Source organism: Sphingomonas sp. SUN019 (assembly GCF_024758705.1).
Lineage (GTDB): Bacteria > Pseudomonadota > Alphaproteobacteria > Sphingomonadales > Sphingomonadaceae > Sphingomonas.
In genome coordinates, this window is record NZ_CP096971.1 from 841,375 (window position 1) to 857,743 (window position 16,369).

At 65.9% G+C, this 16,369-nt stretch carries 11 protein-coding genes; 3 read left to right on the forward strand and 8 right to left on the reverse strand.

The window, feature by feature from the left end; genetic code table 11:
- Positions 1-23 precede the first annotated feature (23 nt).
- The 6 genes from M0208_RS04055 to M0208_RS04080 all read right to left on the reverse strand — a co-directional run bounded on the left by M0208_RS04055 (position 24) and on the right by M0208_RS04080 (position 8,985).
- Positions 24-1,076, reverse strand: a complete 1,053-nt coding sequence (locus M0208_RS04055; RefSeq protein WP_258890449.1) for a LacI family DNA-binding transcriptional regulator — start codon at positions 1,074-1,076, stop codon at positions 24-26.
- Positions 1,077-1,084: 8 nt separating this feature from the next.
- Entirely contained in the window at positions 1,085-2,587 is a 1,503-nt protein-coding gene (locus tag M0208_RS04060; RefSeq protein WP_258890450.1) for a tryptophan halogenase family protein, read from the reverse strand.
- A complete protein-coding gene (locus M0208_RS04065; RefSeq protein WP_258890451.1) occupies positions 2,584-3,615 on the reverse strand; it encodes a cupin-like domain-containing protein in 1,032 nt (343 codons plus the stop codon). The genes M0208_RS04060 and M0208_RS04065 overlap by 4 nt, the downstream gene beginning before the upstream one ends.
- Positions 3,608-4,324 (reverse strand): SapC family protein, encoded by a 717-nt coding sequence (locus M0208_RS04070; RefSeq protein WP_258890452.1) that lies wholly within the window; start codon positions 4,322-4,324, stop codon positions 3,608-3,610. Before M0208_RS04070 ends, M0208_RS04065 begins: the two co-directional genes overlap by 8 nt.
- Positions 4,321-5,859: a tryptophan halogenase family protein gene (locus M0208_RS04075; protein WP_258890453.1), complete on the reverse strand. Its 1,539-nt coding sequence runs from the start codon at positions 5,857-5,859 to the stop codon at positions 4,321-4,323. Before M0208_RS04075 ends, M0208_RS04070 begins: the two co-directional genes overlap by 4 nt.
- A gap of 87 nt (positions 5,860-5,946) precedes the next feature.
- Positions 5,947-8,985, reverse strand: a complete 3,039-nt coding sequence (locus M0208_RS04080; RefSeq protein ID WP_258890454.1) for a TonB-dependent receptor — start codon at positions 8,983-8,985, stop codon at positions 5,947-5,949.
- Between the two features lie 194 nt (positions 8,986-9,179).
- On the opposite strand from M0208_RS04080, the gene M0208_RS04085 reads away from it, so the two are divergent.
- A complete protein-coding gene (locus tag M0208_RS04085; protein ID WP_258890455.1) occupies positions 9,180-11,426 on the forward strand; it encodes a beta-glucosidase in 2,247 nt (748 codons plus the stop codon).
- 44 nt (positions 11,427-11,470) lie between these two features.
- Complete coding sequence (locus M0208_RS04090; protein WP_258890456.1) at positions 11,471-12,691, forward strand: MFS transporter; 1,221 nt, start codon at positions 11,471-11,473, stop codon at positions 12,689-12,691.
- On the opposite strand, the gene M0208_RS04095 is transcribed toward M0208_RS04090, so the two are convergent.
- Positions 12,688-13,503 (reverse strand): glycoside hydrolase family 16 protein, encoded by an 816-nt coding sequence (locus M0208_RS04095; RefSeq protein WP_258890457.1) that lies wholly within the window; start codon positions 13,501-13,503, stop codon positions 12,688-12,690. The two genes, M0208_RS04090 and M0208_RS04095, sit on opposite strands and share 4 nt — an antisense overlap.
- 180 nt (positions 13,504-13,683) lie before the next feature.
- Here M0208_RS04095 and M0208_RS04100 point away from each other — a divergent pair, with 180 nt between their 5' ends.
- Positions 13,684-15,135, forward strand: a complete 1,452-nt coding sequence (locus M0208_RS04100) for a lipopolysaccharide biosynthesis protein (RefSeq protein ID WP_258890458.1) — start codon at positions 13,684-13,686, stop codon at positions 15,133-15,135.
- A gap of 5 nt (positions 15,136-15,140) precedes the next feature.
- Here the strand turns inward: M0208_RS04100 and M0208_RS04105 are convergent, their stop codons facing one another.
- Positions 15,141-16,307 carry a hypothetical protein gene (locus M0208_RS04105; protein WP_258890459.1) on the reverse strand — a complete coding sequence of 389 codons (1,167 nt, stop codon included), beginning with the start codon at positions 16,305-16,307 and terminating at the stop codon, positions 15,141-15,143.
- Positions 16,308-16,369: the final 62 nt, after the last annotated feature.

The window sequence follows — 16,369 nt, forward strand, 5'->3', positions numbered from 1 at the left end:
GGGTCGTTCCGCGCGTCGCACGATCAATCTGGTCGAACGGCGGTGGACCCGCGCACGGTCAGGCTGGCCGGCACCACGACCGGCGCGCCCGGCGTCTCCCGGCCCGCCTGCTCCGCAATGATCAGTTCCACCGCACGCGCTGTCACCTCCGCGATCGGCTGGACCACCGCGGTAAGCGGCGGATGGGCGAAGCGGACGATCGGCGTGTCGTCGAAGCTGACGATCGACACGTCGCGCGGCACGTCCAGCCCGCGTTCGCGCACCAGCTGCAGCGTCGCGAGCGCCATCTGGTCATTACTAGCGATGATCGCGGTCGGCGGCTCGGGTGTGTCGAACAAACGTAGCGCCGCGTTTCGCCCGGAAGCGTAGGTGAAATCGCCCTCTCCCAGCAGGTCGCCGGTCGACAGCCCGGCGGTCGCCATCGCGTCGCGCCATCCGTTCACGCGCCATCCGCTCAGCTCGTATTCGCTCGATCCCGCGATGAACCCGATCCGGCGGTGGCCCAGTTCCACCAGATGTTCGGTCGCCAGCCGCGCGGCGCGTTCGTCGTCCATCGTCAGCGCAAAGCCCGCACCCGGCTGCAGCGACCCGATCCGCGCGAAGCTGATGCCGTGCTCCTCCAGCAGCCGGGTGATGAGCGGATTCTCCGAATGCGGCGGGGTCAGGATCACGCCGTCGGGCTGCAGCGCGGCGATCGCCGCCATAAGCTCGCGCTCGATATGGTCGCTGTGCGTGTCGACCAGCTCGACGATCAGCCGATAGCCATATTCGGCGCAGGTCAGCATCCCGCCCAGCAGCATCTGGTCGACCCAGTCCACACCTTCGCGGTTGCGCCAGTCGGCGATCGTGCGTTCGCGGTCGTTCAGCGCGACGATCAGATACGATCGCGATCCTCCCATCCGCTGCGCCGCGATCGAGGGCACGTAGCCCAGCTTGTCGATCGACGCGCGGACGCGCTCCGTCATCGCCGGGCGCACATTGGGTTCGTTGTTGATGACGCGGCTGACGGTCTGAAGCGACACGCCTGCATCCGCCGCGACGTGCTTGATCGTCACTGCCTGCCGCCGACGCGCCATCGCTCGGTTCAGGCCGCGACGGCGCGCGCGGCGCCGCAATATTGCACCACATAGGCGCCGTGTTCGGGCAGCTTCGCGACGGTCCGCGTCACTTCGTCGCGCAACAGTTTCAGCAATCGCGCGAGTTCATCGTCGGTCAGTTTCTCCGCGACCGGGTGGTAGGCGCGAGGGCTTATCCCCTGCCCCATCATCACCTGCACCCAGCTGTTCTCCGCGAACAATTCCTCGTTCTTGCGGAACACGCGGCCGCTCTCGCGGAACAGCTCGATCTTCTGCGCCAGCGTATCGGGCACCGCCATCGCCGCGCATTGCCGCCAGAACGCGCTGTCGCGGCGCTCGGTCGCTTTATAGTGCAGGATTAGGAAATCACGGATCTGCGCCATGTCCTGATTCTGCTGGTCGTTGAACTCGGCGACGTCGGACGCGCTGATCTCACGCAACGGCATCATCCGGATCAGCCGCAGGATGGCGCGCTGGATCAGGTGGATGCTGGTCGATTCCAGCGGCTCCATGAACCCGCCCGACAGCCCGATCGCGATGCAGTTGCGATACCATTGCCGCCGCCGCGCGCCGGTGACGAAGCGCAGCACGTTCGGCTCGGTCAGCACGCGTCCCTCGACATTGCCGAGCAACCGGTCCTGCGCGGCGTCGCGCGACAGATACCGGCTGCAATAGACGATGCCGTTGCCGACGCGGTGCTGCAGCGGGATGCGCCATTGCCATCCCGCATCATGCGCCATCGCGCGGGTGAACGGGACGGGTGGGCGCACGCTCTCGGTCTGCACCGCGATCGCCGAATCGCACGGCAGCCAGTGCGTCCAGTCGTCGAACCCGGCGTGCAGCGACTGTTCGATCAGCAGCGCGCGAAACCCGGTGCAGTCTAGGAACAGGTCGCCCTCGATCCGCGCACCCGAATCGAGCACCAAGGCGGCGATGTCGCCGTTCTCACCGTTCAGTTCGACTGACGCGATCCTGCCCTCGACGCGCTTCGTCCCGTCCACTTCGGCCATCGAGCGCAGGAACTTGGCGTAGAGCGAGGAATCGAGCTGATACGCGTAGTTCATGCGGTCGTCGGGCAGATGCGCGAATTTCCCCTCGCGCGCCGCGATCAGCTCCAGGCAATAATCGTCGTACGACCGGTCATGCCCTTTCTCGCGCCCATACATCCAGAAATGCTGGAATCCCGCGGACCAGTGATCCTTGCCGGTCGCCCCGAACGAATGGAAGTAACTGTCACCGACATTCTTCCAACCGTCGAACCGGATGCCCAGCTTGAACGTCGCCTGCGTGGCGCGCATGAAATCGGCTTCGTTGATGCCGAGCAGCCGGTTGTATGTGACGAGCGGCGGGATGGTCGATTCGCCGACCCCGATCGTGCCGATCGCTTCCGATTCCACCAGCGTCAGCTCGACCGTCCGCCCCATCGTCCGCGCGATCGCCGCCGCCGCCATCCACCCGGCGGTGCCGCCGCCCGCGATCACGACGCGGCGCAGGCGGTGCTCGCCGTTCATCGGCTGAGCGCCCGTAGCAGGAAGGCGCGGATGCGGCCCGCGCTTTCGGTGTTGAGCGGGCCGAGCACGCTGCGCGCTTGCTCGGGAATATGCGCGACGACCGCCTCGTCATTCTCGAACACGTAGTAGTCGAACAGATCGCGCCAATATTTCTTCTGATCCTCGGGCAGGTCGCGGATCGCCAGCATCGCATGGTTCAGCGCATCCTGCGGCTGGCCCAGCCAGCGCGGCGCGTCGCGCCACCAGTAATTCACCAGCACGTTGAACGCCGCCAGCCCCTCGACATGGTGCCACCACAGCGCCGGGATGTAGAGCGCGTCACCCGCGTCCAGCTCCGCCACCTGCGCATGATCCAGCGCCTCCCTGAACCGCGGATACTCCGCGAAATCGGGGGCGTGGAAATCGACCATGCTGACCGCGCGCCCCGCGGGCGTATTATCGACCGGGCCAAGGTAGAGATTACGAAATTGCTCACGCGGGAACAACGTAAACCGCCGCCGTCCGACCGCCACGCATGCCAGATTGTGCGGCACGTCGTTATGCGCCGCGATCCGCGTCCGCGTCCCCATCCAGATGCTCGCGATCAGGGTACGATCGCCGAGATCGACGTGGTTCGCCTCGTGCAGCCCGTCGAAGAATTCGTGCAGGTCGATCGAGGCGAGATAGATCGGCAGCGCATCCGCCGTTCCCTCGACCGCGTCGATCTTCGCGAAGATGTCGGGCAGCTTCGCGGTCAGCGTCCGGAAGTTCATCGCCATCGCATCGTCGTAGAACAGCCGCCCGTCGCTGCCCGGCTGGCCCGCCGCGACGGTGAACGGCCGGTCGCGGTGGTGGCGCAGGACGTAGTCGCGCGCGTCTTTCGCGGAGCGCCGCCCGGCCCGCACCAGCGGCCAGTCCGCCACCAGACCGCGCACGACGAACGGCGTGTCCGCGGTCCGCAGCCGCGCGTCCAGAGCGGCGGCGTCGGCGACTGTCACCTCGGGCACGCGCGCGATCGCGTCGACCACGCCGGGATCGGCCTCAGCCATGCGCCATCCGCCGGTTCTTGCGCGCGATCAGCTTGCCAAGGTTGGCCAGCGAGGCGAGCGCCATGAAGATCGGCATCAGATGATCGCCATCATGCAATTCGCCGAGCGCCGCGGCGTCCAGCGCGCGCAGCCGATCCTCGTCGATGACGTGGAAACCGACCAGCCGGTTGATCGCCCCGTCGTCCAGCGTCACCTCAAGCGTCAGCGGCTCTAGCAGATCGTGGCGCTTGAGCGCGGCGAAGAACGCGCCCGCCCCCTGATAGCCCTCGTCCAGCGCGCCCAGCTGTTCGGCGATCGATTCCAGATACGGCGTCGGCCGCCCGTCCGCAGCGAACACGCGCGTCCCCTCGCCGGTGCCGATCCGCGGCGAGGCGAGGTCGATGTGCACCTGCTTGTCGCCGAAGCCGGCGGCATTCGCCCCGATCAGGAAGGGCTGGATCGCAATCGCGAGCGGTTGGTGATCGGCGTCCCACCGATCGCCGTCGAGGAACAGATTCTCTCCCGCCTCGAACCCAAACAGCGCCACCGCGGCGAAATCGTCGCGCTCGGGGTTGCGACGGAACAGGATCGGATAATCGTTCTGCACCTGCCGGAATTCGCTCGGCACGGTGATGCAACTCATCACCGCATCGCCCAGCGCCACGCCGCGATCGGTGCGCACGCGCAGGTCGCGGTGTTCTTCGGCAGTCAGGATCGCGTGGTTCGTCACTCGGCGGCGCTTTCGGAGAGGTGCAATGCGTCGAGATAGGCGCGATTGGTGGGCAAGGTCGAGGCGAGCGTGCGCGCGCGCTGTCCCACCTGCCGCATCGCCGCCGTCGCGGCGTCACGCCCGGTCGAGCGGATCGCAAAATCGCGCGGCGCTGGGAAACCCATGCCGTACAGGACGTATTGATAGCTCGCCGCCGGGAACACCTCGTCCTGCATCGGCAAATCGGCGTGCGACGGCGGTTGATGCCGCCACAGCGCCAGCAATTCGGTCAGCCGCGGGGGGATCGACGCCGCATCGCGGTGCGCGCGCCAGTACGGCTCGTCGCGCTGGCTCAGCACGTAATGCAGCTTCAGGAACTCGACGATCCGGTCCCAGCGATAGCGGAACAGATCGTTGAAACGCCGCGCGTGGATCGGCATCACGTCGCGTGTCGCCGGAAAATTGTCGAGCAGCGCATCCAGCGACAATTCGATCAGCACGATCGCCGACGCCTCCAGCGGCTCCAGGAAGCCCGCCGACAGCCCGATCGCCAGACAATTGCGCTCCCAGAACCGCTCGCGATGCCCGGATCGGAATGTCAGGTGGCGGAACGCCGATCGATCGATCGCGGACCCCGGCGCCGTACGGCGCAGATACGCCTCCAGCGTCGCCGCCGCATCGTCGTCGCTCGCAAATGCGGAGGCGTATACGCACCCCACCCCACGCCGCGTCGGCAACCCGATGTCCCAGATCCACCCCGAGGGGTGCGCGGTCGCGTTGGTCTGCGACGCGATCGGCGCGTCCGGTGCGACCGGCACCTGCACCGCCAATGCGCGGTCGTTGAACAGAACGTCGCTACGATCGACGAAGGGCACGCCGTATTCGCCCCCGATCAGCAGCGCCGCGTGCCCGGTGCAGTCGAGGAACAGGTCGCCCGCAATCGCGCCGTTCGCACGCGTGCGGACCGCGGCGATGTCGCCATCATCCGTGCGATCGACCGCGACGACATGATCGCGGACGTGCCGCACGCCCAGCCGCGCGGTCGCATGACGCGCGAGCATCGCCGCCAGCTTCCCCGCATCAAGGTGGTAGGCGTAGTTCAGCGCCCCCGCATAGTCCGGCATCGCGCGCTGTCGCGGGGCGAGGTCGAGCGCACAGACCGCCGCCTGCGAACACACGGCATCGGCGAATGCGCCATCCCGCCAAGCCGCCGCCACATCGCGCGGCTCGCCGGTCACCGGCGCAGTGAACGGATGGAGATAGCTGTCGCCCGCTGCACCGGTGCGCCACCCGTCGAAGCGCGATCCCTGCTTGAACGACGCATCGCACGCCAGCAGGAAGTCGACCTCCGACAGCCCGATCCGCTCCAGCGTGCGGCGCATCGTCGGCCATGTCCCCTCCCCCACGCCGATCGTCGGCACGTCGGGGGACTCGATCAATGTCACGCGCAAAGGCGCGGCCGCGGTGGGGTTCGCGCGCGCCGCGATCAGGCACGCGGCCAGCCACCCTGCAGTGCCGCCGCCGACGATCACGATTTCAGCGACTGCCGTGTCCACGCCGCGTGTCCCGATCCCCGTCATGCTCCTGTTCTGCCGCCCGCCGCCATGAAAGGCCACCCTCCGCCGGAGCGTGGCCCGCCAGCGTCAGAAGCTGAACCGCACGCCGCCCGAATAGCGCGCGTCGCCCGGCGCTGCGAAGGTCGCGAAATTGTCCGACCGGCGATGCCCGCGTCGACCCGCGCCGGTCAGGTTGATCGCCTCGACGAACACCGTCAGGCCCTTCTTGAACTCGACGCTGGCGCTGGCGTCGACCTGTCCATAAGCCTCGACATAGGTCGGATCGAACGCGCCGCCGTTATAGAATTCGGCGCGCCAATTGTACGCCACGCGCGCCTGTAATCCGCCCTTGTCGTAGTACAGCACGGCGTTGGCGCTGTCGCTAAGGCCGCTCAACGCGAACTGGCCGATGTTGGGATCGACCGTATTGTCATACGTCGCGTCGCCATCGACGATCGTATAGTTCAGGATCGTCCCGAACCCGGTTTCCCAGAAGCGGTGCTGGATCGCGAATTCCCAGCCGTGGATGTTCGCCGTCTGATCGCTGTTGAACGGCTGGCTGATCTGGAAATTGAACAGATCGTCCGCCGCCACGCCAAAGATATCGCCGGTCAGATACGTCACGCCACCGACCGTCGTCGTCCCCGTCACGGTCGACGAATCGGGATTGTTGCGCAGGATATAGTCGCGAATCCGGATCGTGTCGGTGGTGCCGAGCGCCGCCGCCGCCGCGCGGGCGCGCGGCCCCGACGCCGGGTTGCGCAGGTCGAAGGCGGGCGTGTTGATCTGCGTCGTGCCGATGAAATTCTGCACGTCCTTGGTGAAATATCCGACCGAAATATAGCTTTCGCGATCGTAATACCATTCCGCCGACAGATCGATGTTCTTCGATTTGAACGGAATCAGCCCCGGGTTACCCTGACTGCCCGTGCCGCCACCGATGCGCGGGTTCGAATCGATCGTCCGCCCGCCCTGCAGGACGCCGTAGTCGGCGCGCGTGATGGTATGGCTGTACGAAGCACGCAGCTTCACGTTGTCGATCGGCTCGATATCGACGTCGATCGCGGGCAGCCAGTTCTGGTAACTTCCCTTGAACCGCGTGAAGTCGCTGTCCGCCGAATAGATCACCGCAAACTCGTTGGCCGATACCCAGCGCGTGCCGACCGGCACCGGCACCAGCGCCGCCGAATCGACCACGGTCTGGTCATACCGGACGCCGCCGATGATGTGCGCCGGCATCGATCCGACGTCGAACTTCAGATTGGCCTGGATATAGGGCGAGATCGTCTTTTCGCGGATGCGGCGATCGACGGTGAAGCTGGCGCGGCACGTGCCCGCCTGCGCCGCCCCGGTCTGCGGATTGCTGCAGATGCCGTATTTGCTTTCGAGCAGATCGGCCATGTTCTCGAAATTGAACCTGTACAACGCCGGGATCATCCCCGCCGTGCCCGCGCCATCCACGCCCTTGAACTTGTCGGGCACGCTCACCTGCGTGAACAGGTCGTCCGGGATGTCCGACGCCGGGCCGATGCCGCCCCACGTGTCGTTCTGGATGAAGCCGTAGGCCGACCGCACCTTGTTATCGACGTACGAGAATCCGAAATCGATGCTGTCCAGGAAATCGCCGTCGTGGTCGTAATGGCCCTTCAACTGAACCTGGTTGATGCGGTCCTTGAAATACGCGTTGCGGAACGAATTGCCGGTCGGCGTGATCAGCGCGGGATTCAGCGGATCGATGCCGGGGTACATGGTGTACGACAGGATCGGCAGGTCGTTCTCGAAATTGACCGCCTGCGATTGCACGCCGAAGATCGCGTTCCCGATCGATGTGCTGCTGCCGTATTTGTTGGTCGGCTTCGATTCCGCGGTCGAGTGATGGGCGTCGAGCGACACGGTGACGCCGCCCGGCGCATCCCACGTCAGGTTACCGCCCAGCGACTTGTTGATGCTCTTGTTCGCCGCCAGCGAGCCGCTGTACGACAGATCCTTGCCCGGCGCGAAATTCTCCGAATAGAAGACCGGCCCGGCCGCGGGGCCGTCGGTCCAGGCGCTGCGCGTGTCGCCGAAGTTGAACCAGATGCCGACGCTGTTGTTGCGCACCTCGAACTTGTTGCTCGAATAGGTGAAATCGGCGGTCGCGGTCAGCGTGTCGGTCGGCTTGGCCTGCAGCACCAACTGGCCATTGATGCGCTCACGATCGATGTCGACCAATTCATAGGCTGCGCTCTGCGGGATTTCATAGACGTCGGTCGGACCCGGCCGGTTGGTGATGTTGGCCGCACCCGGCGTCCCCGGCTGCGCCAGCGTGCCCCAGTTGTTTTCCGATCCCAAGAAACCGTCGCGGAAACCGACGCTCGCGGTGTTCGTGCTCGCCTTGCGGCGTTGGTACGAACCGCTGAACAGCACGCCGATGCGATCGTCGGCAAACGTCGTCGACAGGATACCCGACACTTCGGGCGTGATGTCGTTCTTGCCGTTCTGCGAGGTGTCGATAACGCCCTTTGCGGCGATGCTGCCGCGCAGGCCCGGCTTGTCGAGCGGGCGCGGGGTGCGGATGTTGATGCTCGACCCGATTCCGCCCGACGGCACCGCGGCGCGGCCGGTCTTGTACACCTCGACCCCGGCGATCCCTTCGGACGCCAGGTTCGCGAAATCGAACGACCGCGACGCTGGCGGGCTCGCGCCGTCGCCCAGCGACGACGTCGGCATCTGCCGACCGTTCAGCGTGACCAGGTTATACTCCGGTCCGAAACCGCGGACGGTGACGGTCGATCCTTCGCCGTTGGAACGGTCGATCGACACGCCGGTGATACGTTGGAGCGACTCGGCCAGATTGGTGTCGGGGAACTTGCCGATATCCTCGGCGGAGATCGCGTCGACCACGCCCTGCCCGTCGCGCTTGATGTCGACCGATTGGCGAAGGCTGGCGCGAATGCCGGTGACGACGATGTCGTCCTCGCCTGCGGGCGCGTCGGCGGGGGGTTGGGGCTGGATTTCGGACGGTCCGGGGTTGCCCATCGTCGCTGCCGCGTCCTGCGCGAAAGCAGCGCCTGGAAGGCCGCCGATCGCCAGCGCCGAAACCCCGATCGCCATCTTCGACAGCGTGCGCGCCCTGAAGCTCCGCATGATAACCCCTCCCATACACCATCGGCGCAGTATGCCCGCGCCCTCATTGAGAACGTTCACTTCCGTCAAACCACGTCGATTGTCAAGTAGCCGACGCCGCCCACCTCACATATTGTGAACGTTCCCAGAATATGCTCCTCCTTGCGTGGGCCGCGCACTGCGCAACGTTACAGCGGCAAACGAAGGGGTTGAGGATGACGAAGGTTTTCCACGCGGCGCTGCTCGGCGCGACCGTGATCGCAGGGTTGGCGGCGGCGACTCAGGCGCGCGAACCGCAAACTGCCGTCCGCAACGAAGCCCGCGCGCGCGCCGACTCGATCGTCGCGCAGATGACGCTGGAGGAGAAGATCGCGCTGGTCCACGGCCTGTTCCCGCCCTTCGCCAAGGGAAAGACCGCGAACGACCTGATCCCCTCGGCCGGTCATATCGACGGCATCCCGCGGCTCGGCGTGCCGATCGTGCGCGAAAGCGACGCGTCGTTGGGGGTGGCCAACCAGGTCGAACAGCGCAAGGGCGACGTCGCGACCGCGCTGCCCTCCAGCCTCGCCACCGCGGCCAGCTTCGATCCCGAGATCGCCCGCGCGGGCGGCGCGATGATCGGCAGCGAGGCGCGCGCGAAACGCTTCAACGTGCTGCTCGCGGGCGGGGTCAACCTGACCCGCGATCCATGGAACGGCCGCAACTTCGAATATCTCGGCGAAGACCCGTTGCTCGCGGGCACGCTCGGCGGCGCGCATATCGCTGGCGTGCAGTCGAACCGCATCGTCTCCACCGTCAAGCATTTCGCACTGAACGCGCAGGAAACCGGCCGGATGGTCGCCGACGCGCGGATCGACGAGGCGTCGCTGCGTATGAGCGACCTGCTCGCCTTCCAGATCGCGATCGAGAAGGGGAATCCCGGATCGGTCATGTGCGCCTACAACAAGGTGCAGGGTGATTGGGCGTGCGAGAATGCGCGGTTGCTGAACGACGTGCTGAAGCGCGACTGGGGCTATCCGGGCTGGGTGATGAGCGACTGGGGCGGGGTCCATTCGACCGCCAAGGCCGCGAACGCGGGACTCGATCAGCAATCCGGGCAAGAACTCGACAAGGCGCTCTATTTCTCCGCGCCGTTGAAGGCGGCGGTGGAGAAGGGCGAGGTTCCGATGGCGCGGCTCGACGACATGGTCGCGCGCTACCTGACCGGGCTGATCGAGACCGGAGCGTATGACGCGCCGGTTCCCACACACGCGCCGACGATCCCGTATGCGAAGAACGCCGACGCTGCGCAGCGCGCCGCGGAGGCGGGAATCGTGCTGTTGAAGAACGACGGCGCGCTGCTGCCGATCGCGCGCACCGCAAAACGGATCGCGGTGATCGGCGGCGCGGCCGACCTGGGTGTCCTGTCGGGCGGCGGGTCGAGCCAGGTCCGCTCGGTCGGCGGCGCGCCGGTCGAGATCGCGCTCAGTACCGGGGCAGCCTCCTCATTCGCGCGCATCACCTATCACGCGTCCTCCCCGCTCGCCGCGCTGCGCAAGGCGATGCCGCAGGCGAAGATCACCTATGTCGACGGCCGCAACCTGAACGAGACGGTCGACGCGGCGCGCAACGCCGACATGGCGATCGTCTTCGCGACGCAATGGACCACCGAGGCGCAGGACGTGCCCGACCTGCGCCTGCCCGATCATCAGGATGCGTTGATCGCCGCGGTCGCCGCCGCGCAGCCGAGGACGGTCGCGGTGCTGGAGACGGGCGGGCCGGTATTGATGCCGTGGCTGGCCGCGGTCCCCGCGGTCGTGCAGGCCTGGTATCCTGGGCAGCGCGGTGGTGAGGCGATCGCCAATATCCTGACCGGGCGCGTGAACCCGTCAGGCCGCCTGCCGATCACTTTCCCCGCCAGCGCAGCGCAGGCCCCGCGACCGGCGCCGGTCGGGCTCGACACGCTGACCTCGCTGGAGGCGCAGGCCGCGGCCAATCCTGCCAACGCGTCGGGCTACGACCTAAAAAGCTTCCCGATCGATTATGTCGAGGGGGCCGATGTCGGTTATCGCTGGTACGAAAAGAAGCGCCAGCGCCCGTTGTTCGCGTTCGGCCACGGGCTTGGCTACTCCAGTTTCGCGTATCGCAACCCGGTGGTGACCGGGGGCAAGTCGCTCGGCATCTCGTTCGACGTCGTGAATACCGGCCAGCGCGAAGGGGCGGACGTGCCGCAGGTCTATGTCGCACGCGAAGGCTCTGCCGCACCGATGCGGCTGGCGGCGTTCACTCGCGTGACGCTAAAACCCGGCGAGGTGCGTCGCATCACGCTGACCGCGGAACCCCGCATCGTCGCGGATTACGACACGAAGCTGCCCGGCTGGCGGATCGCGGGTGGCACCTATCGTGTGGCGCTGGCCCGCGACGCGACCGACCGCGCGATCGTCCGCACCTTGACGCTCGATCCGGCGACGATGAAGCCGTAGATTTGCCGATCGCCGGGATAGCGGGCAAGACCGCTATCCCGGCGATGTCCAAACACTCCGCTCACCCCTCCGCGGCCCCATCCCTAGCGGCATCGCGCCGGTCGACCGCGTTCCTGCTGACGTACGCGCTGGCCTATGCCGGCGGCGTCATCTCGTACCTGCCGCTGCTCAGCCTGTTGCTGCCGCTCAAGATCGAACGCGTGGCGGGCGAGGCGCGGATCGACGTGCTAACCGGCAGCGTGATCGCGGGGGCGTTGGCGGCGAGCGTATCGAACATCGTGTTCGGGATACTCAGCGACCGCGCGGTCGCGCGCGGCGGCGGGCGACGGCGTGGGATGGCGATCGGCATCGTCGCGACCGCAGCATCCTATATCGGCATTTCGCTGGCGACATCGCCGTCGACAGTCATCCTGTCGGTGGTGATCTTCCAACTCGCTGTGAACGCGTTGCTCGCACCGCTGATGGCGATCATGGCCGACGAGATTCCGGATGCGCAAAAGGGGGTCGCGGGTGGCCTGCTGGCGCTCGGTGCGCCAGTCGCCTCAGGCGTGTCGGCACTGCTGATCGGAACGGCCATGCTGGGCGATGCGGCCCGCTTCGCGATCGTCCCCGCGGCCGTGGCCGCGTGCCTCGCACCGCTGCTGCTGACCCGTGCGGTTCGGGCCGATGAACCGGCGATCATTCCCGAACGGATGCTTCACCGCGACCTGCTGACCGCGTGGGGCGCGCGATTGCTCGTGCAGGTCGCGGGCACCGTGCTGTCGCTTTACCTGCTCTATTATTTCGAGAGCGTCGCGCCGGACATTCCGCCAGACATCCTCGCGCCGCGCATCGGGCATCTGCTGACGATCGCCTTCATCCTGCCGCTGCCGATCGCGATACTCTTGGGGCGGCTGTCCGACCGCACCGGCCGCCGTAAGCCCTTCCTGCTGGCCGCCGCTGCCGTCGCTGCGCTCGGGATTTTCGGCATGGCGATTGCTGACGACTGGACCGAGGGCGCAGCGGGTTTCTGCGTCTATGCAATCGGGTCGGCGGTGTTCCTCGCGTTGCATTCCGCCTTCGCGATGCAGTTGCTGCCGTCTCCAGAGCACCGCGGGCGCGACCTGAGCCTGCTCAACCTGACCAACACCCTACCCGCATTGCTCGGTCCTATGCTGGCTTGGCTGCTCGCGACACCGCGCGATTTCGACGCGGTGATGCTTATGCTCGCGGTCCTAACCCTCGGCGGCGGCGTGGCGATCCTCGCAGTGCGCGGGCGGCGTTAGCGTTTCCAGTAGCGCACGTAGTCCACCGTCAGGCGCTGCGGAAAAGCGCGGTCATCGATCCCTTTCTTCCCGCCCCAATCGCCACCCACCGCCAGGTTGAGAATCAGCTCATACGGGCGCGTGAACGGCCACGCCGCCGCGCCGCCCGGCTGGTCGTTCTTCACGCGCATATAGGCCCGCCCGTCGACACCGACCGTGATCGTGTCCGCGCGCCATTCGAGCTGATATCTGTGGAATGCGGTGCAGGCCGTCGCCACGCGCCTTTGCGCACCGCGCTGCGTCCCCTTCGCGTGATTGAACGCGCCGGTATGGAGCGTTGCATGGATGACGTTCGCGTCCCAGCCGACCATCTCCATAATATCAATCTCGCCCATGTCGGGCCAGGTGCCGGTAGACGGCAACATCCAGATCGCAGGCCACGCGCCACGCCCGCACGGCAACTTCGCGCGAACCTCGTAGAAACCGTAACCGAGCGGCGCACGCGTCACCAGTTTCGCCGAGGTATATGCCTGCCCGCCCCAGTCGCTGAACCGCGCCTTCGTAAGCGTCTCGCGACGCGCCTCGATGACCAGCGCGCCGTCTTCGATCCGCGCATTCTCACGGCGCGCCTCGGCGTAATATTGGCGCTCGTTATTGTACCATCCGGCGGCGTTGCGCGACGTGTCGAAGCGCCATTTCATGCGATCGATCATCGTCGCATCGAATTCGTCGACAAACGTGGGCGCGGCGGTTGGTGCCGCCAACGGCGCATCAACCGTGAAATTCGTCGCGCCTAACGAAGCCACTTGAGCGACATACAGCAATATATTCATGCGAACTCCTTATCCCTTCCGGCTCTTGCCCACGAGCATTGGATCGGCTCTTTCGCTCCTACGCTCGCCATCATCGTCGTTGCGTCACTCAAGCTTCCTTATTACGCGGATCGTATCCCGGCGCACGCGAGGCAGGAAGCGATTGTGCAGAACCTTTCGGCGCGTCTTGCCCGCGGAAGCATGTGGATCAGCGCATCGCGCGGCATCGTCAACACGCTGGGCTTCCTCTCGACGATCGTATTGGCGCGGCTGCTATTGCCGTCCGACTTCGGCCTTGTTGCGCTCGGCACGACGATGCTGGCCATTCTCCAGGCCGTCACCAACCTGTCGCTGTCGCAAGCGCTGGTCCATCATCGCGAGCCGACGATCGACCATTTCCATGCCGCCTGGACATTGAATACGCTACGCGGACTGGTGCTTGGCGGCCTGTTCGCAGCGGCCGCGCCCGCGACGGCGGCATTCTATGGCGACGGGCGGCTGGCGAACGTCATGTACGCCTTCGCATTCAGCGTCTTCCTGAGCGGCCTCGCTAATCCCAGACGGATCATGCTGCAGAAGGAACTGATCTTCTGGCAGGACTTCATGCTGAACGTCTCCCAGAAACTGATCGGCGTGATCGTCGGCATCGCCGTGGCGCTGATCTACCGGAGCTATTGGGCGCTCATCGTCGGAACGATCGCCGGCCAGGTGGCGCAAGTGGCCATCTCCTACACGGTGCTGCCGTTCCGGCCGAAGCCGGGCTTCCGGCATGCCGGCGAACTATGGTCCTTTTCGGTCTGGCTGACGGCGAGCCAGGTGATCAACACGATCAACTGGCGGTTCGACCAGCTTTTGATCGGCAAGTTTCTGGGCAGCACGGACCTGGGATATTATACGGTCGGCAACAACCTGGCGATCCTTCCGAGCCGCGAAGCTACGTTGCCGCTGACCCAGACGCTCTTTCCGGCTTTCGCCCGATTTTCTCATGATACCGAACGGCTGCGGCGCGCGTATCAACGGTCGCAGGCGCTTATAACCGCGATCGCGCTGCCGCTGGGCGTCGGCATGGCGCTGATCGCCGAACCGCTCGTGCTTTTGACGATGGGCGAAAAGTGGTTGCCTGCGACTACGGTGATCGAGGCGATGGCCGCGATCATCGCAGTGCAGACCATCGGATCGCAGGTGGCGCCGCTCGGGATGTCCCTAGGCGCGACGAAGCTGCTGTTTAAGCGCGACACCCAGCTGTTCTGCATCCGCCTGCCCATGATCATCGCTGGAATGTATCTGGCCGGGCTGCAGGGCGTGGTCATCGCGCGCGTGCTGACCGGGATCGTCTCGACCGTGGTCAACATGGCCATGATCAGGGCGCTCATCGCGCTGCCGGTGCGCACGCAGCTTGCGGCCAACATGCGGTGCATCGTCGCCGTCATCGTCATGAGCGCCGTCGTCTGGCTGACGGGGCATGTGTTCCCACCGGGTAAGAGCATCGCGCATCTGCTCGCCGAGATCGCGACCCTGCTCCTGATCGGCGCGGGAAGCTATGTCGCCACCTCGATCGCCCTGTGGGCCTGGATGGGAAAGCCGACCGGTCCCGAACGCGAGATTCAGGCGCTGGTACGGCATGGGATCGCCAAGGTCCGCGGCGGAAAATAGCGCGATCAGCCCGACCGCGCACGCAACGGGGACATCGTTCCGATCGCGCTGTTCTCCGGCCTTGGCGGTAGCCGCCGTCTCGGGAAAATGACCCGCTTCATTCGCGGCGCCCAGTTCAGCAGGTAATTCCACATGATCGCGAACTGTACGGCGCGATACCATCGTCCACCGGTATTGCGCCCTTTCGCGGTGCGGACGATCTCCCGCAGATACGAAACCTGCACCGAATTCTTCGTCCGCATCGTCAGTATCTGCGCTGTCGACGGTCTGCCGGGCAGCGATGCCGGAGGTTCCTGCCCCAGCGCCATGAAGTTCAGCTTGGTGCGGATGCATTTCTCGCATTGCCCGCAATTGGCGCGGGCGGAAGCGTTCTGCCAGCACACCCGAAGATTGGCGAGGCATTCCGGCCAATCACCGATGCCCTGCACCTTTTCGGTCCGGCCGAATGCGGCGCCGTCCAGAACGATCGGGAAGTCGGGCGAGGACAACATCGAAAAGGTGATCGGGTTCGATCCCCACGGAATGACCATATTGGCATAGTCTTCGTCGGCGCCGATCAGCGCCGCGCCAAATGTTCCCTGCCAGTTCCGCAAACAGCTGGACAGGCCGGCCCCGAACTCCATCTGCCAGACCCTGGAGGCGACGTGCCGCCAGTTGGTGCGCATCCTCACCAGCGGAACGTCGATCGACGCCAGAGTCTGCGCGGCGCAGGAGAAGGCGTCTTCGAACTGCTGCTCATGCGTCAGGGGAATGTCGAGCCCGTGTACGAATAGCGCCGCACCCAGCGTCCGGTTGCTTCTCGACGCGCGCTTGCTGACGTGGCGCCAGGTCGTAAAGGCGCTGTCGACGCCGCCCGAAAACGCGACGACCGCATGATCGGGAAGCCTGCCGCCGCTCCTGTCGTCAGGCAGTTCGATGGTCGCGCTAATCCGGACAGGCCGGTAAAGATCGGGTCGCCACAATGTCCACGACGCGACCAGCTCTTCGAGCCCCGCCAGCAGCGACCGCGACACGGGGCCATCGACATGCAAGTCCCGCCCCGTCCCCATCGCCTTGAAGATCAGCGCCGTCGCGGCAAGGTCGTGTCGATCGAGCGGTTGCGGCAGCGCCTCGTCAGGACCATCGATTTCCCACCAGACTTCGGTCCGATCGAACGAAGCGGTCCTGCGCACCGACCCGGCTGATCGTGTTTCCGCGAGTCGTACCTCGATCCTGTCCATATGCGTGATTCGCT